This is a genomic window from Kitasatospora sp. NPDC041988 (genome assembly GCF_055588525.1).
This window is the reverse complement of sequence record NZ_JBVJCO010000053.1, coordinates 25317-48363: the sequence shown is the minus strand read 5'-3', so window position 1 is coordinate 48363 and position 23047 is coordinate 25317. Positions and strand designations below refer to the sequence as shown.

Here is a 23047-nt window from a genome sequence, read left to right as displayed (position 1 = left end):
ACAGTTCAGGAGCGAGCCATGTCCCTCTTCATCCCCGACTTCGACGAAACCGTCGTCGTACGCGCCGCCGACGCCGAGTTGACGGGCGCGGGCGGCGAGGTGACCAACCAGCTGCTCGTCGACAGCCCGGCCACCGGCGGCGCGCTCTCCACCATGCGGGTCACCCTCGGCAAGGGGGCGAACGGCGCCCGCCCGCACCATCACGGCAAGTCCGCCGAGATGTTCTACGTCCTCGACGGCACCGCCCAACTGCTCTCCGGCGACCAGGTGGTCACCGCGGAGCGCGGCGACGTGGTCGTCGTACCGCCCGGCACGCAGCACGCCTTCGCCGCCGCCCCCGGCGAGATCGCGGACATGCTCGTCATCATCACGCCCGGGGTGGAGCGGTTCGAGTACTTCCGCCATCTGGAGCGCATCCGCTACGGCAAGGTGCCGCCGGAGAGCCTCCTGGAGGTCCAGGAGCTGTACGACTCCTACTTCGGGACCAGCGCCGTCTGGGACGCCGCCCGCGGATAGGCCCTCTCTTTCGGATCACGCCAGGCGCATCCGAAAGAGAGGCCCTCGCCCTTCCGGAGGCAGGCGGAGCCCGCCCGGGCAACGCCGCCGCCCCCGAACCGGCGACCCGGGTCAGGCCGTTGTGCCCTCCCCGCGGCCCGCCACGGCGAACACGCGCCAGGCGGCCGCACACACCGCCGCCGACACCAGCAGCGCCCATGCCGTGCCCGCCGCGACGGCGGCCCCCATCACCGCCACGCCCAGCGTCGCACCGACCTGCCGGATCAGCCGTCTTCCGGCCGGCAGCCGCAAGAGCGGCGGACCACCAGTCGCGCGGGGAACGTCCGGGCACCCGCGGGGGCGGGTACCTCGTCCGCGCGCGCCTGCAGCACCAGGTCGACGGCGGCGCGCGCCATCTCGTCCTGGGCGGCGGCCACGGTGGTGAGCGGAGGCCCGGCGATGACGGCCTCGGCGATGTCGTCGAAGGCGGCGACCGCGAGGTCCTCCGGGACGCGGATGCCGAGGTCGTCGGCGGCCCGCAGGAGGCCGATCGCCTGGTCGTCCGTCGCGCAGAAGACGGCGGAGGGGCGGTCGGGGCGGCTCAGCAGCGCGTGCGCCTCGGCGTGCGCCCGGACGCGGTCGAACGGTGCGGGGGTCAGGCGCCCGTCGGCCGGCAGACCGGCCTCGGCGAGGGCGGCCGCCCACCCGGCGGTCCGGGCGGTCACCGGGTCGTTGTGGCTGAGCGCGAACGTGCCGCCGAAGCAGTGCACCTCGGCGTGGCCGTGTGCCAGCAGGTGGCGCACCACCTCCTGCGCCCCGCCCTCGTCGTCGGCGACGACGGCCACACCGCTCTCGGTCTCCGCCCGGTGGTGCAACAGCACGACGGGCGTGCCGTCGGCGGCCTCGATCCCGGCCACCCCGGGCACGGACGGGTCCTGCGTCACCAGGATCAGGCCGTCCACCTGCATCCCGAGGAACGCCCGGATGTAGTGGGCCTCGCGCTCGTCCGCGTAGTCCGAGTTGCCGATCAGCAGCAGCCGGCCGCGCTCGGCCGCCGCCTGCTCGACCATGTGCGCGAGCCCCGCGAAGAACGGCTGCCGGGCGTCCGGGACGACCATGCCGATCAGGTTGGTCCGCCGCCGGGCCATGGCCTGCGCGACCCGGTTCGGCCGGTACCCGAGCTCCTCGACCACCGCGAGGACCCGCTCGCGGGTCGCCGCCGCCACGGGCCGCGGCCCGTTGTTGATCACATAACTGACCACCGCGGTGGACGTCCCCGCCGCCCTCGCCACATCGTCCCGCGTCACCCTCGCCATGTCCGCGAGCCTACACACCACCTCTGACCGGCCTGCCTGGCATTTCCCCGCCGCTCGGCGGCCCTGCCCGCCGCGGTCAGTACAACTGGTCGGCCACGACGTCCGCCGACAGGTTGAGCGTCCGCTGCGCCGCCTCCCCCCTCCTCGCCAGCAGGGTGAGCGTCAGTGCGTCGACCGCCGTCAGGTGGGCGATGCGACTGGCGGTGGTCTCCAGGCCGAAGACGAGGTCCTGGCCGCCGGCGACGAGGGTGTGGGCGGCCACCTCGGTGAGGGGGGAGCGGGCGTAGCTGGTGAGGGCGATCACGGTTGCGCCGGCGTCGCGGGCGCAGCGGGCGGTGTCGACCACCGTCCGGGTCGCGCCGGTGTGGCTGACGACCAGGCAGACCGCGGTGGGCGGCAGTTGGGCGGCGGCGAGCTGGGCGGTGAGCGGGTCGGCGGGGGCGTCGACCAGGAGGCCGAGGGCGCGCAGGCGGTACGCGGCGTCGAGGGCGACCGCGCCGGAGAGGCCGGCGCCGACGAGGAGGACGTGCCCGGCGGCGTCCAGCGCCTCGGCCGCCGCCCGCAGGTCGTCCGCGCCGAGGGTGGTGGCCATCCCGTCGAGCGCCTCGCGGGCGGCCCGGACGGTGTCGGCGAGTGCCCGGGCAGCCGGGTCCCGCCGGTCGGCGGGGGACGGCGCGGGGGCCGGGGCCTGCCGGACGGCCGCGATCTTCAGCTCCTGGTAGCCGCGGAACCCGAGCCGCTGACAGGCCCGGACCACGGACGAGGACGCGGTGCCGGCCAGCTCGGCGACGTCGCTCACGCTCAGGTGCACCAGATCGGCTCCCCGGTCCAGGACGACCTGGGCGACGCGGGCCTCGGTGCCGCGCAGCTCGCCGAGGTGGGCGCGGATGTGGGCGGCCAGCTGGGATTCCAGGGGAGAAAAATCGGAACGCTCTTCCATGGTTCCAGTGTAACGTGGAATTCAGTTCCAGACCTGTTGGAGGGAGCTTTGCCATGCCCGCAATCGCGCTCGCGCTGCCGGGCGGTGGGTCGTCGGCGGCCGTGCCCGTAGCCGTCCTCGCCGCCGCGGTCCTGCACGCCGTCTGGAACGGGCTGGCGCACCGGATCCAGGACAAGCTGGCCGGCTTCGCCCTCATCAACCTCTCTTACACGGCCTGTGCGGTGGTCCTGGTCGCGCTCAATCCGCTGCCGGCCGCCGGGGCCTGGCCGTTCCTCCTCGCCTCGGTGGCGATGCAGGTGACGTCCCAGATCCTGCTCCTCCGGGCCTACCAGCTGGGGGACTTCGGGCAGATGTACCCGATCGCCCGAGGTTCGGCGCCACTGCTGGTGGCGCTGCTCTCGGTGACGGTGCTCGGGCAGGGCCTCGGCGGCGGGGAGCTGCTCGGCGTCGTGGTGATCTCCTGCGGCCTGATCGGGCTCGCCTTCGCCAAGGGGATACCCGGGCGGGCGCAGCTGCCCGCTCTAGGTGCGGCCGCCGGCACCGGTGTGATGATCGCCGGGTACACCGTGTTGGACGGCGGCGGTGTGCGGCACGCCGGGACGGTCGGCGGCTACGTCGCCTGGCTCTTCCTGCTGCAGGGGCCGAGCCTGGCCCTGATCGCCTGGCTCCGGCGCGGGCGGGGCATGCTCGCCGGGGTCGACGGTTCGGTGGTGCGGGTCGGGATCGCCGGCGGGGTGCTCTCGCTGACCGCCTACGGGCTGGTGGTCTGGGCGCAGTCCCGGGGCAACCTGGCGACCATCGCCGCCTTGCGTGAGACGAGCATCGTCATCGCGGCGCTGATAGCCACGGTGGTCTTCCGCGAGCGCCTCGGCCGGCTGCGGATGACCGCCAGTGCCACCGTCCTGGCCGGGATCGCGGTCCTGGAGTTGGCCCACCCGTAGCCGTGCCGCCGCCTCAGCGGCCGGGTTCGCGGGGTGGCGGGGTGCGTGGCTACGGGGGCGTGCTACGCGGCTACGCGGCTACGGCGCCGTGGGCCGTCGCGGCCGGGCCCGACCCCGGCCCGACCCCGGCCCGGTTTCGAAGCTCAGGGGACGATGACCGTCAGGGTGGAGTTGGTCACCCGGAAGCCGAGCGATTCGTACAGGCGCTGGGCGGGGTTTCCCTCCGTCACCGCCAGTCCGACCGTGCTCCGTCCCTGGCCGGCGAGGTCGCCCAGAGTGCGGTGCAGCAGCTCGCGGCCGAGGCCCGGGTAGCTGCGCTCCGGGTCGCGGAAGATCTGCGCGACCCAGGGCACGCCGTCGAAGTGGGTCAGGACGAGGCCGCCGACGACCTCGTCACCGGCGTCCACCACCAGGGAGCTGGCGGGCAGCAGCGGCCCGATGATCTGTCCGGAGAGGAGGCGGTCCAGCTCCTCCTGGAGCTGCTCGTCACGGTTGGGCCGGTGGTCCGGGTGGCCCGGGCCGAAGGCGGTTCGGCACGCCGCCAGCATCGCCCCGGCGTCGCGGTCGCACGGCACCGCGCGGAACCCGTCGCGCAGCGGGGTCTGCGCCCACTCGGCCCAGCCGACGGAAGGAGGATCACCGGCGAGGTCCCGGTGCATGCTGTGGCCGTGGCGCAGCAGGGTCGCCCCGCGGCCGCGCAGCTGCTCGCCGAACTCGACGGAACAGGAGACCATCCAGCCGGTCATGGAGGCCAGCACGAACTCCACCGGATCGGCGGTGCTGACGGCAGCGCCGCCGGCCTCGCCCGGCGCCAGGACCTCCAGCAGGCTGGCCCAGGGCCGCCCCTCCCGCTCACTGCGGACGAACCGCACCACAGGAAGGCCGTCGATGCCGCATCCGAACTCCCAGTCAGTTGCCTTCTCCGCCATGCCATCCGTCCGATCTCCGAGGGCCGCCGTCCACCCGCCATGCTCGGCGAGCACCTGCCTCGGGATCAAGCGGGTTGCTCGCCCGGGCCGCTACCGAGCAGGCCGAGGAAGCCGAAGTCGCGAACGAGAACCGCGGTGGCGCACCCGGGCTTCCGGCGGGCCTCGGCGGCGAAGGCTCCGCGCGGCAGCGCGGTGAGGCCGTTGCGCGGGTACACCTCCGGGGCGGCGAGCGGCATGACGGGCGGGATCTCGTCCAGGTGCGGGCGGACGGCGTCGGCAGCCGCCCGTTGTCACCCGTCCCCGCACCCGTCCCCGCACCCGTCCCCGCACCCCAACCCCGGCCCCGCCGCCGGTCTCAATCGACCGCCGCCGCTCCCGGTCTCAACCGACCGCCGCCGCCCGGACGCAGAGCACGTCCGGCAGGTGGGAGATGAGCAGGGACCAGCTCTCGCCCTCGTCGGGGCTGCCGTAGACGTCGCCGTTGCGGTTGCCGAAGTAGATGCCGGCCGGGTCGGCGTCGTCGGTGCGGAGGGCGTCGCGCAACACGACACCGTAGTGGTCCTCACCGGGGAGGCCCTTGCTGAGCGGGAGCCAGCTGTCGCCGCCGTTGTCGGTGCGGAAGACGCGGCAGCGGCGGTCCGGGGGGATCCGGTCGTCGGCGCCGCCGAGGGGGAAGAGGTAGGCGGTGTCGGCGTGGCGCGGGTGGGCGGCGACGGCGAAGCCGAAGTCGGCGGGCAGGCCGTCGGTGACGAACTGCCAGCTGGCGCCCGCGTCGTCACTGCGGTAGACGCCGCCGTGGTTCTGCAGGTAGAGGCGGTCGGGGTTGACGGCGTCGCGGGCGATCTTGTGCACGCACTGGCCGAACTCCGGGTACTGGTTCTCCTCGGGGAGGAACTCCGCGCGCAGGCCGGTGTTGGACGGTTCCCAGCTGCCGCCGCCGTCCTTGCTGCGGTAGACGCCGCCGCTGGAGACGGCGACCAGCAGGCGGCCGGCGTCGCGCGAGTCGGTGAGGATGGTGTGCAGGCCCTGGCCGCCGTAGCCGGCGCCCCACTCGGTGCGCTGCGGGTGCTCCCAGAGCGACTCGACCAGGGCGAAGGTCTCGCCGCCGTCCTCGGAGCGGAACAGCGCGGCGGGCTCGGTGCCCGCGTAGACGACCCCGGGCGCCTCGTCGCCGGCCGGCTGGAGCTGCCAGACCCGGGTGAGCGAGGCGCCGGTGTGCTCGGGGAAGCGGATGGCGGGCTTGGGCGGCTCGAACCAGCTCGCGCCGAGGTCGTCCGAGCGCCAGACCGACGGGCCCCAGTGGCTGCTGTCGGCGCCGGCCAGCAGCCGGGCCCGCGCCGCCCGGCGGTCGATCGAGACGGAGTAGATCGCGTTCATCGGGAAGTGCGGCCCGCTGAACTCCCAGTTCAGCCGGTCGCGACTGCGGCCGAGAAAGAGGCCCTTCTCGGTTCCGACGGCCAACAGCACCTCGGTCATGCCACACACCACCTGGTCGGTGAAACGGCCCCCGTCCGGACACCCCCTCCACCGGCCAGTGTCCCGCCGTCCACCCGAGGGCACATCTCGCCGCGCCGGTGACCGGCAGACGTCGGACGCGTGGGCCGGCCCGCACGGCGGGACGCTTCCTCACCCCCGGCACCCCTCCAGCAGCCGCAGCCAGACCTCGCTGATCGTGGGGTACGCGGGCACGGCGTGCCAGAGCCGGTCGATCGGCACCTCGCCGACCACCGCGACGGTGGCCGAGTGCAGCAGCTCCGCGACCCCGGGGCCGACGAAACAGGCTCCGACCAGCACCTCCCGGTCCAGGTCGAAGACGACCCGGGCCTTCCCGCGGTAGTCGTCGGCGTACAGCGAGGCTCCGGCGACGGCGCCGAGGTCGTGGTCGACCGCCGTGACACGCAGGCCCAGCCGCTCGGCGGTGTCCAGGGTGAGGCCGACGGCCGCCACCTCCGGCTCGGTGAAGACGACCTGCGGCGCACCGGCGCTGTCCGCGGAGGCGGCGTGCGCGCCCCAGCGCGAAGTGTCCAGTGGCCGCCCCTGGGCGCGCGCGACGATGGCCGCTCCCGCGATCCGCGCCTGGTACTTGCCCTGGTGGGTGAGCAGCGCACGGTGGTTGACGTCCCCGGCCGCGTACAGCCAGGCGCCACCCGAGCCACCCGAGCCGTCCGGGCCACCCGAGCCACCCGAGCCGTCCGGGCCACCCGAGCCGTCCGGGCCGTCCGAGGTGGCCACGCCGAGCACCGTGCAGCTGTCGTCCACGTCCAGCCAGGAGCCGGGCTTGAGGCCGACCTGCTCCAGGCCGACGTCCGCGGTGCGCGGCGCCCGGCCGGTGGCGTACAGCACCTCGTCGGCAGTGAGCCGCTCGCCGTCCGCCAGCACCAGGGTGATGTGGGAACCGTCGGCGCCGGAGCCGTCCACCCGCTCCAGCGAAGCCACCGAGACCCCGAACCGCACGTCCACCCCGGCCGCCCGCAGGCCCTCGGCGACCAGCTCGCCGGCGAACGGCTCCATCCGGGGCAGCAGGGCGTCGCCGCGGACCAGCAGCACCACCTCGGAGCCGAGCGCCCGCCATGCGGTGGCCATCTCCACGCCGACCACCCCGCCGCCGACCACCGCGAGCCGCCCGGGGACGGTGGGCGAACCGGTCGCCTCGCGGTTGGTCCAGGGGCGGGCCTCGGCCAGTCCGGGCACGGCCTGCGGCAGCACCGGTCGGCTGCCGGTACAGACGGCGACGGCGTGCCGGGCGGTGAGCACCCGCTCGCTGCCGTCCTCGGCCTCGACGGTGACGGTCCGGACCCCGGCCAGCCGGCCGTGGCCGCGGACCAGCGCGATGCCGGTGTCGCGCAGCCACTTCACCTGGCCGTCGTCCTGCCAGTGCGAGGTGAACGAGTCACGCCGGGCCAGCACCGCGGCCGGGTCCAGCGCCCCGCCGCCGACGGCCTCGCGTGCGCCGGCCACCGCCCGGGCACCCGCCAGCGCGGCCACCGGCCGCAGCAGTGCCTTGCTCGGCATGCACGCCCAGTACGAGCACTCGCCGCCCACCAGCTCGGCCTCCACGATCACCGTGCGCAGGCCGGCGGCGGCGGTCCGGTCGGCCACGTTCTCACCGGTGGGGCCGGCGCCCACCACGATGACGTCGTACTCCTCGGGCGCGGCCGAGGCGGAAGAAGTGGTCGTCACGCGTGGTCCTCCGTCGTGTCGATGGCCACCCCGGCGCGCAGGGCGAGGGTGACGGGTGTGCGTTCGCTGATGTCGAGCAGCCGGGCGCGCTGGGTGTCGTCGAGCGCGCCGCTGAGTGCGACCCGGCGTGTGATCCGGCCGTTGCGCCCGTCCGTCTCGTACCCGAGCCTGACCCGGACGGACTCCAGCGGCCACTCCTTGCGCTCCGCGTACATCCGCAGGGTGATCGCGGTGCAGGAGCCGAGCGAGGCGAGCAGCAGGGCGAACGGCTCCGGCCCGCTGTCCGAACCGCCGCGCCGCACCGGCTCGTCGGAGGTGAGCGGGTGCGTGCCCGCCTTCACGTCCACATGGAACGGCGCGTCGGCGGAGCTGCCGGTCACCAAGGCGGTGGTGACCCGCCGGAACTCGGGGGCGTCGGCCTGCACGGCAGCCTGGGCGGCGCCCTGCCTGGCGCCCGGCGCGGTGCTCCCGTCCACGGCTGCACTGACGGTCGAACTGGTCGGGTTCTGGCTCATCGCGGGCTTGCCCTCGCTGTCGGTGGGTCGGCGCCGGGCCGGGTGCCGACGCCGTGGCCATCCTGCGACGATTCGCCCGCTCGGCGCAGCCGAACACGCGGACGATGCGCTCCCGGTACACACCCTGGCCCCCCGGAGACAAGTCTGACGGTCAAGCCGGGCCGGGTGGACGCGCCCGGGCGGACAGCCCGGAACGCCTCACGCCGTCGGGAGCTCCGCCAACTCCGCCAGCACCGCCGCCGTCTCGGCCGGCCGGGAGAACATCGGCCAGTGCCCGGTCGGCACCTCACGCAGCTCCCACTCCGGGCCGCCGAGCGCCGCGAAGTACGGGTGGCCGGTCGCGATCATCCCCCGGACCTGCTCCAGTGGGATGGAGCACGAGATCAGGGCCTTCGGCAGCTTCTCGGCCCGGCCGGCCACCCGCACCGGCTCGTCGACCGTCCGGGCCGGCTGGTCGGTGGCCAGTTCACGGAACCTGGCCAGCCCGGCCTCGTCGATCCCCTCCGCACTGGCCCCGCCGGAGGCCAGCACCTCCCAGGTCGGCAGCGGCAGCCGCCAGCCGTCGACCAGTGAGGCCTCCAGTGTCTCGCGGTAGGCCCCGTCCCAGAGATCGCTCAGCGCGACACCGTCGTCGAGCGGGCCGGAGTCGACGAAGACGACCCGCCGGATGCGCTCGGGGACCCGGTCGGCCGCGCCGGAGACGGCGATCGTGCCACCGCTGTGGGCGACCAGCACGACGTCCCGGAGGTCCTCGCGGGTCAACAGGTCGGTCAGGTCGGCGACGTGGGTCTCCGCGCCGACCTCGGGCGAGGCCTCGCCCGCCCGCTCGGCGAGACCGGGCAGGGTCACCGTGTGGACGGTGTGCCCGGCCGCGCGCAGGGGTGCGGCGACCGCGTCCCAGGCCCAGCCGCCGAGCCAGAAACCGGGGACGAGTACGAACGTGCTCATGGTGAATCGGTCCTCTCCGGGCAACCTTGCCGCCAGCACGGTGCTGACGGCCTTGCTTCCTTGCTGGTCCTGCTGTCCTTGCTTCTCGGCCGTGCAAGCGACGATCGGCGCACCGACGACATCACGGGCTTGCCCGCCGCTACGCCGATGCCGCTACGCCGATGCCGCTACGCCGATGCCGCTACGCCGATGCCGCTACGCCGATGCCGCTACGCCGATGCCGCTACGCCGACCCTAGGATCGAATCCGGACAGAACCCGACCGGATTTCCGGCCGGATCGAAGGAGCGTCGATGGATCACCCGGTCAGTCGCGTCCTGGCCCTGCTGGAGCTGCTCCAGGCCCGGCCCGGCCTCACCGGCGCCGAGCTGGCCGAGCGGCTGGGCGTGGACGAGCGCACGGTTCGCAGGTACGCGGCCCGGCTGGCCGGTCTCGGCATCCCGGTGCAGGCCGACCGCGGCCGCTACGGCGGCTACCGGCTGATGCCCGGCTTCCGGCTGCCCCCGCTGATGCTCACCGGGGACGAGGCGGCCTCCGTCGTGCTCGGGCTGCTGGCCGGGCGCCGCTCGGGGCTGTCGGTGGGGGAGCAGGCCGCCGAGTCGGCGCTGGCCAAGATCCAGCGGGTGCTGCCGCCGGGGCTGCGCGAGCGGGTCGCAGCGGTGGAGCAGACGCTCGGGCTGACCTCGGCGCCCGCGGCCGGCCCGAGCCCGGACACCGCCGCGCTGTTCACGCTCGCCGAGGCGGCCCGCCGCCGGCGCCGCGTCCGGCTCGGCTACCGGAACCGCCTGGGTGCGGCCGGCGAGCGCGAGTTCGACCCGTACGGGCTGGTCTTCCACTCCGGCCGCTGGTACACCACCGGGCTGGACCACCGCAGCGGCGAGCTGCGCACCTTCCGGCTGGACCGGATCGAGGCCGCCGAGCAGGGCGAGGCCGGCTTCGAACCGCCGGAGGGCTTCGACGCCGTCCAGCGCGTGATGGAGTCGCTGGGCTCGGTGCCGTGGACGCACGAGGTGGAGGTGGTGCTCACGACCACCCTGGCCGAGGCTCGGCACCGCATCCCGCCGACGGCCGGAAGCCTCGCCGAGACCGGGGACGGCCGCGTCCTGCTACGGGCCCGGGCCCAGGACCTCGCCGGCTGCGCGGTGATGCTGGCCGGCCTCGGCTGGCCGTTCACCGTCCGCAGCCCGGACGCCCTGCGCACGGAGGTGCGCGCCCTCGCCGCCCGGCTCACCGGGTGGAGCGAGGACGCGCCCTAGTGTCCTGGTGTCCTGAGGCCGGTCCGGCCGGCGGTCCGATCCTGCTGGGCCCGGCTCCCCCCGGTACTCCGCCGGTGGACGGCCCCCCGTCAGTGCACCGCCGGAGCCAGCTCGTCCGCGTCACCCGGCCGCCCGCCGGGTGCGTCTCCCGCTCCGGGCTCGCGCATCAGCCGCTGCGGGCGGCGGACCAGCAGGTAGCCGAGGCCCGCCAGGGTGACCAGGCCCACGCCGAGCACCGCGGCCCACACCTGGTACCAGGGCGCGCCGGGCGGCGCGAGGATGGTGCGCGGCCAGCAGATGTTGACCACCTCCAGGCCGGTCCAGAGCACCGCGAGGGCGTTGATCACCGTCCCGGCGCGCCCGTAGGAGACCGCGCCGGACGGCCGCCAGGCGCCGCGCAGCCGGGCCAGCAGGGCGGCCAGGCTGAGCAGGAAGAACGGCAGGAAGGTGGCGGCCGTGCCGAAGGTGATCAGGCTGCCCATCGCGGTGGACTCCAGCCCGAGCGGCAGCGCGGCCGCGCTGACCAGGGTGGCCGCGACCAGCCCGCCGATCGGCGCCTTGTGCCGGTTGACCCGGCGGACCTGGGCGGAGAACGGGAAGACGCCGTCGCGGGCCAGCGAGTAGAGGCCGCGGGCGGCGCCGCCCTGCGAGGCCATCAGGCAGGCGGTGAACGAGACGAGGACGACCACCACGAACGGCTTGGCCGACCAGTCGCCGAACGCGGTGGTGACCGCGGTGGTGACCGGGTCGAGGTCCTCGCCGCGGACCACGGCGGCCGGGTCCGGGTGGGCCAGTTCGACGGCCACGGCGTTCAGGATGACCACCACGCCGACGCTCAGCAGCGCCCACCACATCGCCCGCGGCACCTGCCGGCCGGCGTCCTTGGTCTCCTCGGCGGTGGAGACGCAGGCGTCGAAGCCGATGAACGCCCAGCCGCCGACGGCGACGACGGCGAGGAAGGCCGCCCCGGTGGAGACCCCGGCGGTGGCGGGCGCGTCCAGGAGGTCGGTGAGCAGGCCGAAGCCGTGCTGCCGGAAGAACAGCAGCAGCGCGAAGCCGACCACCACGGAGGCGACGGCCTCGGCGGCGATGCCCAGTGAGACGAACCGGCGCAGCAGGTTGATGCCGTAGGCGTTGACCAGCGTGCAGGCCAGCATGAACGCGGCCGAGACCAGCACCAGCTGGACGGGCGTCGGGGTGAGCCCGAAGAGGGCGAAGAACCAGGGCGAGGCCAGGTAGGCGACGGTGGTGTTGGCGAACATCACCGCGAACTGCCACATCCAGCCGGTCAGCCAGGCGAAGGTCGGCCCGGCGAGGCGCCGGCTCCACTGGTAGGCGCCGCCGGCCAGCGGCCACTGGGAGGCGAGTTCGGAGTAGACCGCCACCACGAGCATCTGGCCGAGCAGGCAGACCGGGAGCGCCCAGACCCAGGCGCCGCCGGCCACGCCGAGGCCGACCTGGCTGACCGCGTAGAGGCCGACGACGGGGGAGACGACGGCGAAGCCCATCGAGATGTTGCCGAGGACGCCGAGGCTGCGGCGCAGCTCCTGCCGATAGCCGAGCGCGGCGAGCCGCTCGGCGTCGGTGGCGGCGGCTGTGCCGATGCCTGTGCCGATGCCTGTGGCAATGCGTCCACCGATGCCTGCGCCGCCGCTTGCGCCGATGCCTCCGCCGGCGGCGGTGTCCGTCGCGGGGGCCGAGCCCGGGGAGGACCCGGCGCCTGTGCCGGAGGCCTGGGAGATCCGTGATCTTGGGGGGTTCTCGGTCATGGGGCGTCCACCTTGCCGTCGTCCGCGGCGGGCCCGGGGAGGCTCCGCCATGGAAAACTAACTTTGTTAGTCAGGGACGGTAACGCGTCGCCCCGGGGCAGCGGAAGAGCCGAGACCGGGCTGTAATAACGTGAGCCGGACGCCGTGGGCGACGCGGCCGGCAGCGAGGGGCGACAGGCGTGGGACGACCGAGCAGGGCATTGCTGAGCAGGGAGATCATCGCCAGGGCCGCCCTCGACACGGTCGACGAGCAGGGCCCGGACGGCCTCACCATGCGCGCCGTCGCCGACCGCCTGGGCGTGAAGGCGGCCTCCCTCTACAACCACGTGAGCGGCAAAGATGAGCTGATCGACGGACTCGCCGAACTGGTCAACGCCGAGATCGACCTCGGCCCGCTCACCGGCGCCGACGACACCGGGTGGCGGGCCGGCATCACCGCCTACACCCGCGGCTACCGCGCCGCCTTCCTGCGCCACCCCAACACCATCGCGCTGCTCGCCCGCCGCCGGGTCGGGGCCGAACGCCAACTGCTCGGCTACGACACCCTGCTGGCCGCCCTCGGCCGGGCCGGCCTCGCGCCCGCCGACGCCGCCGAGGCCGCCGCCGCGCTCGACTACCTGGTGCTCGGCTCCGCACTGGAGACCTTCAGCGCGGGCTTCACCAGCCCCGCCGTCGACTACCGCCCCCGCTACCCGGCCCTCGCCGGCGCCCTGGAGGCCTCCGCCGAACGCGGCGGGCCGGGCACCGGCGAGCCCGGACTGGACGAGCGCGGCTTCGAACTCGCCCTGCGCCTGCTCCTCGACGGCCTCGCGGCCCGCCTGACGCCCCGGGGCTGAGACGCCGGACCTGAGGTGCCGCGCCTGCCCCGTGCATGAGGCGCCGCGCCTGGCTCGCTCCTGTACGTGCGCACGCCGACGGGCCCGGGGGCATCGTCACCCCGGGCCTACCGTCGCGGGAACCGTCGGTCCGTCAGATCATCGGACGGGGCCGGTCAGGCCTCGTGGCCACCGTCCTGCTCCGCCGCTACCTTGCGCTTCACCTCGGCCATGTCCAGCTTCCGGGCCTGACCGATCAGATCTTCGAAGACGGCCTCCGGCAGCGCACCCGCCTGCGAGAACACGAGCACGCCCTCGCGGATGATCGCCAGCGTCGGGATGGACTGGATGCCGAAGGCGGCGGCCAGCTCCTGCTGCGCCTCGGTGTCCACCTTGGCGAAGACGAGGTCCGAGTGGCGCTCGGCGGCCTTCTCGTAGACCGGGGCGAACTGCCGGCACGGGCCGCACCAGGCCGCCCAGAAGTCGATGAAGACGAAATCCTTGCCCTCCTGGCCGGGGACGATCTCGTCGAAGTTCTCCTTGGTCAGCTCGACCGTGCTGCTCATGTCGCGATTCCTGCCCTTCGGGAGGCGGCGGCTCAGGCCATGTGCCCGCGACAACCGCGCCCGCCCGCGCGCTATTCCGAAGAATCTTGGCCGCCCGTTGAGTACTCCGCCGCTCCCGTCCGTACAGGTGGGTGTCCGCTTCAGCGCGGCGCGCCGGCAGAGGCGCCCGTGCGTGTCAACCGGGGGAGAACACCATGCGCAGCAACAGTCGTACCAGCCGGATCGCCGTACTCGCCGCGTCCGGAATCGCCGCGGCCGCCCTGGTCGCCGGCTGCGGGTCGTCCGGCGGCTCTTCGACGCCGTCCGGTTCCGGCTCCGGCTCCACGGCCACCGCGCCCGCGACCCCGAGCAGCCCGGCCAGCCCCAGCCCCTCCGGCTCGAGCTCATCGGCCGGCGCCGCCACCCTGCAGACCGCCACCGACCCCAAGCTCGGCACCATCGTCACCGACGGTGCCGGGCTCACCCTCTACCGCTTCGACAAGGACACGGCCAACCCGCCGATGTCCAACTGCAACGGGAACTGCGCCTCGACCTGGCCGCCCGTCGCGGCCGATGGCGCGGTCACCGTCAAGGGCATCGACAGCAAGTTGGTCGGCACCGTCACCCGCGCCGACGGCAGCAAGCAGCTCACCCTGAACGGCTGGCCGGCCTACCGCTACGCGCCCGACACGAAGCCCGGCGACACCAAGGGTCAGGGCGTCGGCGGTACCTGGTTCGCCCTGACCCCGACCGGCGGCAAGGCGGGAGCCCCCGCCAGTGCCCCCTCCGGCGGGACGATGCCCAGCACTCCCAAGGCGCCCAGCACCCCCGGCAGCGGCTACGGCGGTTACTGAGCGGCACCGGGATCGGTATCGATGACAGTCCGGACCGGACGTGGAACTCTCGACCCGGAGGTGCGGGTGCGCGAAGATGGCGTCGTGACCGAGGAGCACCCGGGCGGCGGTGCGGCCGCACGCGGCACCGGCGCACCGGACGAGGACCTCATGCGCGCCCTGTACCAGGAGCACGCGGGGCCGCTGTTCGGCTTCGTGCTCCACCTGGTGGCGGGTGACCGCCAGCGGGCCGAGGACGTGGTCCAGGAGACGCTGGTCCGGGCCTGGCGCAACATCCACCGGCTCGACCCGGCGGCCGGCTCGCTGCGGCCCTGGCTCGTGACGGTGGCGCGGCGGATCGTCATCGACGGTCACCGCAGCAGCCTGGCCCGCCCGCGCGAGGTGGACGCGGCGCCGCTGGAGCTGCTGCCCGCCGAGGACGAACTCGACCGCGCGCTGAGGCTGATGACGATCTCCGAGGCGCTCGGGGACTTGTCGGAGGCGCACCGCCAGGTCATCGTGGCGACCTACCTCATGGGCCGTACGGTCAACGAGGCGGCCGCCGAACTCGGCGTCCCGGCCGGTACCGTACGGTCGCGGGTGTTCTACGCGCTGCGCTCGCTCAAGCTCGCGCTGGAGGAACGGGGAGTGACATCGTGACAGCGTCCAAGCCCGGTCCTGCCGGCCCCACCGGCCCCACCGGTCCTACTGGCCCGTCCGGACCGACCGGCCCCGCCCGCCCCGAGCGCGACCACGTCCCGGGCGACGAGCACGTGGACGTCGGTGCCTACGTCCTCGGCCTGCTCGAACCGGCCGAGCGCGCCGCCTTCGAGGAGCACCTCGCCGACTGCCCGCAGTGCGCCGAGCAGGTGGGCGAACTCGGCTTCATGGAACCACTGTTGGCCGAGTACGCGGCCTCCGCCGAGGCCGCCGGCCTGGACCCGGCCGACCCCGCTCCCCGGCCGGACCCGCTGCTGCTGGACCGGCTGGTCGGCGAGGTCACGGCCGGCCGCCGCCGGGGCAGGGTCCGCCGGCTGGTGCTGGTCGCCGCGGCGGCGGTCATGCTGGTGGCCGGCCCCGCCGTCACGGCGATCGTGGTCACCGCCGACAGCACGCCGGGTGTCGTCGCCGTCGCCACCCAGCAGTTCTCCGCCACCGACCAGGCCACCGGCGCCCGGGCCACCGTCGGCGTCGACGCCAAGACCTGGGGGAGTCAGATCAGCCTCGAACTCTCGCACGTGCAGGGGTCGTTGACCTGTGACCTGGTCGCCGTCTCGCGCGCCGGCGAGCGTCAGACCGTCACCACCTGGAGCGTCCCCGCCGCCGGTTACGGCACCACGGGCGCCGCCCCGGCCGCCCTGCACACCAGTGGCGGTGCCGGGTTCCAGCCCGCCGACATCGACCACTTCGAGATCCGCACCCTGGACGGCGCCACCCTGCTGGTCACCGTCCCGGCCCGCACGGCCTGAGCCGTCGGGCCCCGCGGCGGCCGGGCAGGTTTCAGGCCGCCGCGGCGCCGGACCAGTACGGGTTCGGGGTGCCGGCGTCGGTCATGTGGTCGCGGCGCCAGAGTGCGGCCCAGCCGGCCCCGGCCACCGGGTCGACGCGGTGTCGGGGCGAGGTCGAGCGCGCGGGCGAGAGCGGCCGCCGCCGGCGCTTCTCCATTCCGATTACCGGCTCACAGGATCGCAGGCTCACCGGCTCGCGGTTGTGGCGGTTGTGGCCGCGGCCGTCGCGATGCGGGTCAGGGCGCGGGCACAGAGGTGGGCGAAGAACCGCTGGGCCAGGGGGAGGAGGGGGCCGGCGAGGTGGGCGTACCAGCTGCGGGGGCGGCTGAAGGCGTTGACGGTGAACCAGACGGCCTTGTCGGGGCCCATCTCGACCAGGAAGGTCTCCTCGCCGATGGCGAGGTGGCCGCGCCGGGTGCCGTACGCGAAGCCGTAGCGGTCGGGGCCGTCGGTGGTCCAGATGACCCGGCAGGGGGCGGCGGCGCGCAGCGGGCCGATGCCGATCGCGCAGAGGACGGCGGCGCCGGGGGCGGCCCGGCCGGCGTCGGTGGTGATGCGGACGCCGGCGGCGCGGTGCATCTGCCAGCAGAGGACGGCGGTTCCGGCGGCTTCCAGGGCGGCGCGGCCGTGGCCGATCAGGGCGCGGTGGCGGAGGTGGTGGTAGCCGGCGGGGAGGGGGCGGCCGGGGGTGGCGCTGGCGCCGATCTCGGGGTAGTTGAGGTCGGTGGCCGCAGGGGTGGTCATCGTGCGACGTCCTTCGACAACGGGAGCGGAAGTGGGAATGGGAGAGGCGACGGGGTGAGCCGGCGCCAGGCGAGCAGCGAGCAGAGGGCGAAGCCGAGCGCGTTGCCGACGCCGTGGGTGGCGGCCATCCAGGTCAGGGTGGGGTGGGGGAGTCCGGAGGCCTCGCCGAGTGCCCACCAGAGGGCGAGCACCATGGTGGCGGCGAGGACGGCGGACGCGGTGCCGAGCAGTGCGGCGGCGGTCCGGTCGGGGGTGCGGGCGCGCAGCTCGCGCCAGGTGAGCAGGCCGACCAGCCACATTCCGGTGGTGAGCACGAGGGCGCCGACGAGTTCGGCCCAGTCGTCGATGAAGTAGCCGGCCAGGACGAGCAGGGTGCCGAGCGGCACGCTGAGCGCGGCGAACCGGGCGGCGGCGCTGCTCGGCCGGGCCTGGCAGACCAGTCCGGCGACGAGGGCGGCGGTGAACCCGGCGTAGTGGAAGTGCGGCACGGTGAGGGCCAGGATGTCGAGGTCGAAGCCGAACAGCCGGTGCCCGGAGCGTTCGGCGACCAGGGCGAGCCCGGCCACGGAGGGGGTGGCGAGCGCGGTCAGCACGGCGATCTCCGCCGGTGCGAGCGAGCGGGTGCGGGCGAGCCGGAGCGGCGCGTGGGCGGCCACGGCGAGGGTGCCGAGGGCGTAGAGGACGGCGCAGCCGGTGGCGAGGCCGCCGCGCGGCAGCCAGAGCGAGAGGGCCCCGGGGACGGCGGCCAGCGGCCAGAGCCGGCGGACGCGGGCGAGGCCGGGCTCGTCGATCAGGGCGAGGCCGAGCGGGATGATGGCGCCCATGCCGAGCAGGACCAGGAGGTCAACCAGTTCTGTGGCGCCTCTGCCCATGGTGGACGCACCCTTCTCCCAAGTTCGCCCGAACCGTCTTGAACGCGTTCAAACATTGCGCCGGTGACTCTACGCCGCAATGTTGAACGCGTTCAAGTCGTCCTCGGGGTGCCGCCCGGCCGCCCTCGTCTGGTGTTCACGCTGGGTGCGGCGCACCCTGGAGGAGTAACCGCTGGAGGTGATCCGCCATGCAGACTCTTGTCGGTTGGCACATCGAGATGGAGTTCCGTGAAGAGGGGCCGCGGACGGCAGCCGCCGCCCTGCTGCGGCTGGGCGACGGTTCCGAGCTGCGCGCACACGGCTACACCAGCCGCCACCCGTCGGACCCGGAACAGCTGCGGGTCGGCGAGGAGATCGCGGCCGCCCGCGCGCTCAACGACCTCGCCTCGCAGCTGCTCACCAAGGCCCACGGTGAGATCCAGGCGGTCAGCCCGGTCCCGACCCACCCGCTGACGTGACAACGCCGGACCGCGACGCCGGGCGCGGCGCGTCCGCCGGACCTGCCATGTCCACCGGCCCCGCCGCCCCGGAGCACCGGAGTCCACGCATCCCGCTGATCTGCCCGCGCTGCGGACACGAGCAGCAGGTGGTGCCGGGCGGCCCCGGGCGGGCGGTGAAGGTCGTGCACGTCGGCACCGGCCGGGAGGCCTGCGAGCCGGGCGACCTCGCGAAGGCGCCGGAGAACGGGATCTGAGGCCGGACGGGAACGGGATCTGAGGCCGGACGGACGCCCCCCACGTCCGACGGGACGTGGGCTGCCGGCTGCCGGCGCTCTGTGGCCTGCGTGGCTACCCGTCCAGGCCAGGCCTCCACCCGTCCGCGCGTTCACCCGTCTACGCGTCCGCGCGTTCACCCGTCTACGCGTCCGCGCGTTCACCCGTCTACGCGTCCGCGCGTCCACGTGTCCACGTGTCAGTTGGGGCAGTACGTCGTCGGCAGCTGCCACTCCGGCCCGATCAGCCGCTGCTCCAGCTCGTTGAGCGTGATCCGGATACCGACGGTTCCGGCCAGGCCGAGCCGGAGGCGGCTGCGGGCCAGGGCGATCAGCGCCGCCATGCCGTACTTGTTGATCAGCGAGGTGCGGTAGCGCGCGGTGGCGTCCTCGTCGCAGACGGCCGCGCGGGCCGGGAGCTGGGGGCCGGTGGGGCGTCCGTGGGAGTCGCAGGGGCCGACCAGCACCCTGGGGTGGTGCCGGATGCGTTCGGCCTCGCCGGAGTGGGCGGGCGTCCAGATGCCGAGCGCCGTACCGTCGGCGACCACCCAGATCGGCGAGCGCGACCGGCTGCCGTCCGCGCCGAAGGTGGTGAGCAGGAGGTATCTGCTGTCGGCGAGCAGGTCGGTACGGTCGTGCACGATGTCCTCCCTTTGCGGGTAGGGCAGGGTCGGTGTCGCCGGTTGTTCCGCGCGCCGGGTCGCAGTGGCCCGGGCGGCGCCCCGGTGGCCGTGGCCGCCGGCGTCTCGTGGTTCTCCCTGGCGGTGGGCCCGGCGATCCCGGCGCCCTTGCCGTGCAGCCCACGGGACAGCCTGGCACGGGTGCGGGTGTGAGCACACCGGCCGTGTGGGCGACTCCATTCTCGTCCACCGGGGCCGACAGTTCGAGGGGCCGGGGCCGCCCGTGTGCGGTGAGCCGGCGCAGGACGGATTCAGGACGAGTCCAGAGCGGGTGAACGGCGGGCGGCCCGCCCGGTGTCGGAACACCGGACGGGCCGCTTCGCACCCGAGTCGGCCGGGTCGGCCGAGTCGCCCCTGAGGTATCAGTGCACCAGCACCGGCACGTCGTTGTTCTCCGCCGCGCCCGCGCCCGAGCCGGAGACGGCCGCGGAGTCGCCGGGGCGGCCGGCGTTGATCAGGACGAAGGCGATCGCGGCGGCCGTCACCAGGATCCCGAAGGACCACCAGATCGCGGTCGAGAAGCCCTGCACCATTCCCTGGAACTGCACCGCCTTGGCCGCGGCCGGGGTGGTGGCGGCGCCCGCGTGGGCGGCCAGCCAGGTGGCGGTGGCGCTGGCGGCGATGGTGTTCAGCAGCGCGGTGCCGATGGCGCCGCCGACCTGCTGCGAGGTGTTGACCATGGCGGACGCCACGCCCGCGTCGCGCGGCTGGACGCCGTGCGTGGCCAGGCTCATCGCCGGCATGAACGCGGTGCCCATGCCGAGGCCCATCAGGATCAGGCCGGGCAGGATCAGCGCCGGGTAGGACGTGTCCAGGCCGATCTGGGTGAGCAGCAGCATGCCGATCGAGGCGACCAGGAAGCCGGGCGCCATCAGGTAGCGCGCGGGGACCCTCGTCATCAGCCGGGCGCCGATCTGGGTCGAGCCGGTGATCATGCCCGCCACCATCGGCAGGAACGCGACGCCGGTCAGGACCGGGCTGTAGCCGAGCACGATCTGCAGGTAGTAGGTCAGGAACAGGAAGAGGCCGAACATGCCGATCACGGCCAGGCCCAGCGACAGGTAGACCCCGCCACGGTTGCGGTCCAGGACGACCCGCAGCGGCAGCAGCGGCGCCTTGACCTTCCGCTCGACCAGGACGAACGCGGCCAGCAGGAGTGCGGCGGCGACGAACAGGCCGATCGTCACGCCGGAGGACCAGCCGTCCGACTCGGCACGGGTGAAGCCGTAGACCAGCGAGACCAGGCCGAGGGTGACGAGCACGACACCGGGGATGTCCAGCCGGTTGCGGTTGCGGCCCCCGGCGGGCTCGCGGATCACCATCACCGCGCCGACCGCCGCGACCACGGCGAACGGGATGTTGACGAAGAAGGTCCAGCGCCAGTTCATGTACTCGGTCAGCAGGCCGCCGAGTATCAGGCCGATCGCGCCGCCACCACCGGCGATGGCGCCGTAGATGCCGAACGCCTTGGCGCGCTCCTTGGCCTCGGTGAACGTCACGGCCAGCAGCGAGAGCGCGGCCGGCGCGAGCAGTGCGCCGAACGCGCCCTGGAGGGCACGGGCGCCGAGCAGCATGGCGGTGTTGGCGGCGGCGCCGCCCAGCGCGGAGGCGAGCGCGAAGCCGGTCAGGCCGACCACGAAGGTGCGCTTGCGTCCCCACAGGTCGGCGATCCGGCCGCCGAACAGCAGCAGGCCACCGAAGGCGAGCGCGTACGCGGTGATCACCCACTGGCGGTTGCCGTCGGTGATGCCGAGGTCCTTCTGGGCCGACGGCAGGGCGATGTTCACGATGGTGGCGTCGAGGACGACCATCAGCTGGGCGAGCCCGATGAAGATCAGTGCCTTCCAGCGCCTCGGATCAGGCTGCGTGGCGGGCAGGGCGTCGGTTTTTGGCATGGGGGTACTCACTTCACGGTGCGTGGTGTGCGGTTCAGGGGCGGTCGGTGTGCGAAGGGTTTTCGGCGGCCGGTGTCGCGGATCGGCGCGCGTCGGCATGGACCAGCTCGCGCCGGCCGGGATCGCGCCGGCCCGGATCACGCCGGCCCGGATCGCGCGGACGCGGGATCACGGCGGATCGGCGCGGGCGGTCGTCGGTGCTTGGTGCCGGCCGCCGGGGCGGCCGTGGGTCAGTGGTCCGTGTGGAAGTCCTCGAAGGTCGCTGCCCGGCCGGGCAGGGTCGAGCGGGCCGGCGCCCGCATGCCGTCCAGGAACAGCTGCAGGTGCCGGTGGACGAACTCCTCCAGGAGCTGGCAGGAGGTGTCCGGCAGCGGGCGGGTGAGCTGGCTCATCGCGATGAACAGGTCACCGTGGTCGACGTCCGGCCGCAGCTCGCCGGCCTGCCGGGCGCGTTCCATCAGGTCGCCCACGGTGGCCGTCAGCCGCAGGCGGGCGTCCACCAGGTCCGGGTCGTTCGGGTCGATCCGGTTGGTGAGGATCGGGCACAGGGCGCCGACCTTCTCCGCGACCGTCGCGTGCACGAACCGCTGGAGGGCGTCGAACGGACCGTCGCTCTCCGCCGACGCCGTCTCGGCGAGGGTCAGGATGCGGTTCTTGACGAGCAGCGCCACCTCGCGGATCAGCGCGGTGCGGTCCGGGAAGTTCCGGTACAGCGTCGCGTTGCCGACACCCGCCCGCTTCGCGATCTCGTCCAGCGGTGCGTCGGCACCGTGCTCGACGAAGGCGTCCCGTGCCGCCATGACGATCCGCTCACGATTGCGGGTCGCGTCCGCGCGCAGCTTGGGCGCACGGACGGGCTCCGCGGTGCGGGCCGGCGTGACGGCGGCGGTGCTGCTCACTGCGTGCTCCTCCCAGCATAACGGGGAAGTTTTCCCCGCTTAGGCCTACGTAGGAGCAAACGGGGATCCAGTCCCCGGAAATTTCAGTCCTGGATGTGACCTGCGTCACATCTCGGCGGCGGGGCGGCCGAGGTTCTCCTCCAGTCGGCCCAGGAGCCGGGCCAGCTCGGCCTGCTCGGTCTCGTCCAGCCCGGCCAGGGTGATCCGTTCCAGCTCCTGCCAGGTCTGCGCGACCTGGTCGCGCAGCGCGCGGGCCGCCGCCGTCGCCTCGACCAGCACGGCCCGCCGGTCGCTCTCGCTGCGCCGGCGACGGACGAACCCGGCCTGCTCCAGGCGCTGCACCATGCGCGTGACGGTGGAGGCGTCGATCCCGAGCTGCTCGATCAGCGCGGCCTGGGGCTGCGGCCCGCCGTCCCAGAGCAGCATCATCAGCAGCTCCTGCCCGGCGTGCAGCCCGTGCGGGCGCAGCAGTCGCTCGGCGGTGGCCCGGTGCAGCCGGGCGACCCGGGCGATGGCCTGGCTGGTGCCGCCAGCGTCGGCGAGGGGCTGGTCCTGGGGCTGGTTCTGGTGGGCGCGCACGCGGTGATTGTACGCGCAAGCGGCCGCCTCGGGATCCTCGTGGATGTTCCTGGAGTTCCTTGCGTCCAGCGGGATCAGAGCGTTTACTTGGCCGCACAAGCATTTACTTGGCCGCACAAGCAATGTGGTCGAGGTCGGCCGAAGAGGAGAACAGTCATGCGAGTCGTCAGCCAGAGCGTGCGCGTCAACGAGCCGGCCGAGCAGGTGCGCCTCACCCGGGACGACGTCTGGGCGGCGCTGGAGCGGAAGGCCGAGAACGCGGTGCCGTTCGTCGCCGCGATGGACGAGTGCACCGTGTTGGAGCGCACCGGGAACGGCTTGGTCCGTGAGGTGGTCTTCCACGGCGAGCACGGCGAGCGGGTCCGTGAGGAGGTCGCCTTCCGGCCGAAGACCAGGGTCAGCTTCTTCCGCGACGACGAGAGGGCGGCCTGGGTGATCCACAACGACATCGAGGAGGACGAGAACGGCCTCGCGCTCACCTTCCGCGGCGAGCTGGAGCTCGGCGGCGGTCCGGACGAGGACGCCGCCGCCGAGCGGATGCGGTCCGGCTATCTGCGGGCCCTGCAGACCACCCTTGAGCTGGCCCGCGAGGCGGTCCGGTCCGCGGGGTGAGCCGTGGGCGCGTGACGGCCCGGGGCTGCGTCGCGGGCCGGGCTGTCCGACGGGCGGGGGTGCCT

The 23047-nt window shown here is 74.1% G+C and carries 27 protein-coding genes; 10 read left to right on the top strand and 17 right to left on the bottom strand.

Going from position 1 to position 23047, the window contains the following annotated elements; genetic code table 11:
* The first annotated feature begins 18 nt into the window (after positions 1 to 18).
* The gene (locus tag ACZ6NC_RS35610; RefSeq protein WP_465738015.1) at positions 19 to 516 is read left to right on the top strand and encodes a cupin domain-containing protein; all 498 of its coding nucleotides are present in this window, start codon (positions 19 to 21) and stop codon (positions 514 to 516) included.
* 263 nt (positions 517 to 779) lie between these two features.
* Here the strand turns inward: ACZ6NC_RS35610 and ACZ6NC_RS35605 are convergent, their stop codons facing one another.
* Both ACZ6NC_RS35605 and ACZ6NC_RS35600 read right to left on the bottom strand, forming a co-directional pair.
* Positions 780 to 1811, bottom strand: coding sequence for a LacI family DNA-binding transcriptional regulator (locus ACZ6NC_RS35605; protein WP_465738014.1), 1032 nt, complete (start codon positions 1809 to 1811; stop codon positions 780 to 782).
* Between the two features lie 76 nt (positions 1812 to 1887).
* Complete coding sequence (locus tag ACZ6NC_RS35600; RefSeq protein ID WP_465738013.1) at positions 1888 to 2751, bottom strand: MurR/RpiR family transcriptional regulator; 864 nt, start codon at positions 2749 to 2751, stop codon at positions 1888 to 1890.
* Positions 2752 to 2804: 53 nt separating this feature from the next.
* Between ACZ6NC_RS35600 and ACZ6NC_RS35595 the strand changes: the two genes are divergently transcribed.
* A complete protein-coding gene (locus ACZ6NC_RS35595; RefSeq protein WP_465738012.1) occupies positions 2805 to 3692 on the top strand; it encodes an EamA family transporter in 888 nt (295 codons plus the stop codon).
* A 143-nt stretch (positions 3693 to 3835) separates the two neighbouring features.
* On the opposite strand, the gene ACZ6NC_RS35590 is transcribed toward ACZ6NC_RS35595, so the two are convergent.
* The 6 genes from ACZ6NC_RS35590 to ACZ6NC_RS35565 all read right to left on the bottom strand — a co-directional run bounded on the left by ACZ6NC_RS35590 (position 3836) and on the right by ACZ6NC_RS35565 (position 9264).
* Positions 3836 to 4621: a GNAT family N-acetyltransferase gene (locus tag ACZ6NC_RS35590; RefSeq protein WP_465738011.1), complete on the bottom strand. Its 786-nt coding sequence runs from the start codon at positions 4619 to 4621 to the stop codon at positions 3836 to 3838.
* A 65-nt stretch (positions 4622 to 4686) separates the two neighbouring features.
* The gene (locus ACZ6NC_RS35585) at positions 4687 to 4857 is read right to left on the bottom strand and encodes a hypothetical protein (RefSeq protein ID WP_465738010.1); all 171 of its coding nucleotides are present in this window, start codon (positions 4855 to 4857) and stop codon (positions 4687 to 4689) included.
* A 145-nt stretch (positions 4858 to 5002) separates the two neighbouring features.
* Positions 5003 to 6097, bottom strand: coding sequence for a WD40/YVTN/BNR-like repeat-containing protein (locus ACZ6NC_RS35580; RefSeq protein ID WP_465738009.1), 1095 nt, complete (start codon positions 6095 to 6097; stop codon positions 5003 to 5005).
* Between the two features lie 150 nt (positions 6098 to 6247).
* Positions 6248 to 7801, bottom strand: a complete 1554-nt coding sequence (locus ACZ6NC_RS35575; protein WP_465738008.1) for a dihydrolipoyl dehydrogenase family protein — start codon at positions 7799 to 7801, stop codon at positions 6248 to 6250.
* The gene (locus ACZ6NC_RS35570) at positions 7798 to 8316 is read right to left on the bottom strand and encodes an OsmC family protein (protein ID WP_465738007.1); all 519 of its coding nucleotides are present in this window, start codon (positions 8314 to 8316) and stop codon (positions 7798 to 7800) included. Before ACZ6NC_RS35570 ends, ACZ6NC_RS35575 begins: the two co-directional genes overlap by 4 nt.
* A 198-nt stretch (positions 8317 to 8514) precedes the next feature.
* Positions 8515 to 9264, bottom strand: coding sequence for an alpha/beta fold hydrolase (locus ACZ6NC_RS35565; RefSeq protein WP_465738006.1), 750 nt, complete (start codon positions 9262 to 9264; stop codon positions 8515 to 8517).
* A gap of 292 nt (positions 9265 to 9556) precedes the next feature.
* On the opposite strand from ACZ6NC_RS35565, the gene ACZ6NC_RS35560 reads away from it, so the two are divergent.
* Positions 9557 to 10519 (top strand): helix-turn-helix transcriptional regulator, encoded by a 963-nt coding sequence (locus ACZ6NC_RS35560; protein WP_465738005.1) that lies wholly within the window; start codon positions 9557 to 9559, stop codon positions 10517 to 10519.
* An 89-nt stretch (positions 10520 to 10608) separates the two neighbouring features.
* Here the strand turns inward: ACZ6NC_RS35560 and ACZ6NC_RS35555 are convergent, their stop codons facing one another.
* Positions 10609 to 12288 (bottom strand): APC family permease, encoded by a 1680-nt coding sequence (locus tag ACZ6NC_RS35555; protein WP_465738004.1) that lies wholly within the window; start codon positions 12286 to 12288, stop codon positions 10609 to 10611.
* A gap of 179 nt (positions 12289 to 12467) precedes the next feature.
* Between ACZ6NC_RS35555 and ACZ6NC_RS35550 the strand changes: the two genes are divergently transcribed.
* The gene (locus ACZ6NC_RS35550) at positions 12468 to 13124 is read left to right on the top strand and encodes a TetR/AcrR family transcriptional regulator (protein ID WP_465738003.1); all 657 of its coding nucleotides are present in this window, start codon (positions 12468 to 12470) and stop codon (positions 13122 to 13124) included.
* Positions 13125 to 13279: 155 nt separating this feature from the next.
* Here the strand turns inward: ACZ6NC_RS35550 and trxA are convergent, their stop codons facing one another.
* Positions 13280 to 13669 carry a thioredoxin gene (gene trxA / locus ACZ6NC_RS35545; RefSeq protein WP_465738002.1) on the bottom strand — a complete coding sequence of 130 codons (390 nt, stop codon included), beginning with the start codon at positions 13667 to 13669 and terminating at the stop codon, positions 13280 to 13282.
* A 194-nt stretch (positions 13670 to 13863) separates the two neighbouring features.
* Between trxA and ACZ6NC_RS35540 the strand changes: the two genes are divergently transcribed.
* From ACZ6NC_RS35540 to ACZ6NC_RS35530, 3 genes are read left to right on the top strand one after another with little or no spacing between them, the layout of a single operon-like run.
* The gene (locus ACZ6NC_RS35540; RefSeq protein ID WP_465738001.1) at positions 13864 to 14502 is read left to right on the top strand and encodes a hypothetical protein; all 639 of its coding nucleotides are present in this window, start codon (positions 13864 to 13866) and stop codon (positions 14500 to 14502) included.
* 21 nt (positions 14503 to 14523) lie between these two features.
* Positions 14524 to 15141: a sigma-70 family RNA polymerase sigma factor gene (locus ACZ6NC_RS35535; protein WP_465738000.1), complete on the top strand. Its 618-nt coding sequence runs from the start codon at positions 14524 to 14526 to the stop codon at positions 15139 to 15141.
* Positions 15138 to 15950, top strand: a complete 813-nt coding sequence (locus tag ACZ6NC_RS35530) for an anti-sigma factor family protein (protein ID WP_465737999.1) — start codon at positions 15138 to 15140, stop codon at positions 15948 to 15950. The genes ACZ6NC_RS35535 and ACZ6NC_RS35530 overlap by 4 nt, the downstream gene beginning before the upstream one ends.
* Before the next feature lie 31 nt (positions 15951 to 15981).
* Here ACZ6NC_RS35530 and ACZ6NC_RS35525 read toward each other — a convergent pair whose 3' ends face one another.
* From ACZ6NC_RS35525 to ACZ6NC_RS35515, 3 genes are read right to left on the bottom strand one after another with little or no spacing between them, the layout of a single operon-like run.
* Positions 15982 to 16146: a hypothetical protein gene (locus tag ACZ6NC_RS35525; RefSeq protein ID WP_465737998.1), complete on the bottom strand. Its 165-nt coding sequence runs from the start codon at positions 16144 to 16146 to the stop codon at positions 15982 to 15984.
* A gap of 29 nt (positions 16147 to 16175) precedes the next feature.
* Positions 16176 to 16733 (bottom strand): DUF1990 family protein, encoded by a 558-nt coding sequence (locus ACZ6NC_RS35520; RefSeq protein WP_465737997.1) that lies wholly within the window; start codon positions 16731 to 16733, stop codon positions 16176 to 16178.
* Positions 16730 to 17605: a YndJ family protein gene (locus ACZ6NC_RS35515; RefSeq protein ID WP_465737996.1), complete on the bottom strand. Its 876-nt coding sequence runs from the start codon at positions 17603 to 17605 to the stop codon at positions 16730 to 16732. Before ACZ6NC_RS35515 ends, ACZ6NC_RS35520 begins: the two co-directional genes overlap by 4 nt.
* 188 nt (positions 17606 to 17793) lie before the next feature.
* Here ACZ6NC_RS35515 and ACZ6NC_RS35510 point away from each other — a divergent pair, with 188 nt between their 5' ends.
* Positions 17794 to 18063: a DUF1876 domain-containing protein gene (locus ACZ6NC_RS35510; RefSeq protein ID WP_465737995.1), complete on the top strand. Its 270-nt coding sequence runs from the start codon at positions 17794 to 17796 to the stop codon at positions 18061 to 18063.
* Positions 18064 to 18110: 47 nt separating this feature from the next.
* Positions 18111 to 18299 (top strand): hypothetical protein, encoded by a 189-nt coding sequence (locus ACZ6NC_RS35505; RefSeq protein WP_465737994.1) that lies wholly within the window; start codon positions 18111 to 18113, stop codon positions 18297 to 18299.
* A 218-nt stretch (positions 18300 to 18517) separates the two neighbouring features.
* On the opposite strand, the gene ACZ6NC_RS35500 is transcribed toward ACZ6NC_RS35505, so the two are convergent.
* The 4 genes from ACZ6NC_RS35500 to ACZ6NC_RS35485 form a co-directional block, all read right to left on the bottom strand.
* Complete coding sequence (locus ACZ6NC_RS35500) at positions 18518 to 18958, bottom strand: PPOX class F420-dependent oxidoreductase (RefSeq protein WP_465737993.1); 441 nt, start codon at positions 18956 to 18958, stop codon at positions 18518 to 18520.
* 401 nt (positions 18959 to 19359) lie between these two features.
* Positions 19360 to 20892 carry an MFS transporter gene (locus tag ACZ6NC_RS35495; RefSeq protein WP_465737992.1) on the bottom strand — a complete coding sequence of 511 codons (1533 nt, stop codon included), beginning with the start codon at positions 20890 to 20892 and terminating at the stop codon, positions 19360 to 19362.
* 230 nt (positions 20893 to 21122) lie between these two features.
* Entirely contained in the window at positions 21123 to 21791 is a 669-nt protein-coding gene (locus ACZ6NC_RS35490) for a TetR/AcrR family transcriptional regulator (protein ID WP_465737991.1), read from the bottom strand.
* 105 nt (positions 21792 to 21896) lie between these two features.
* The gene (locus tag ACZ6NC_RS35485) at positions 21897 to 22370 is read right to left on the bottom strand and encodes a MarR family winged helix-turn-helix transcriptional regulator (RefSeq protein ID WP_465737990.1); all 474 of its coding nucleotides are present in this window, start codon (positions 22368 to 22370) and stop codon (positions 21897 to 21899) included.
* Positions 22371 to 22526: 156 nt separating this feature from the next.
* On the opposite strand from ACZ6NC_RS35485, the gene ACZ6NC_RS35480 reads away from it, so the two are divergent.
* Positions 22527 to 22982, top strand: coding sequence for an SRPBCC family protein (locus ACZ6NC_RS35480; protein WP_465737989.1), 456 nt, complete (start codon positions 22527 to 22529; stop codon positions 22980 to 22982).
* Positions 22983 to 23047 lie beyond the last annotated feature (65 nt).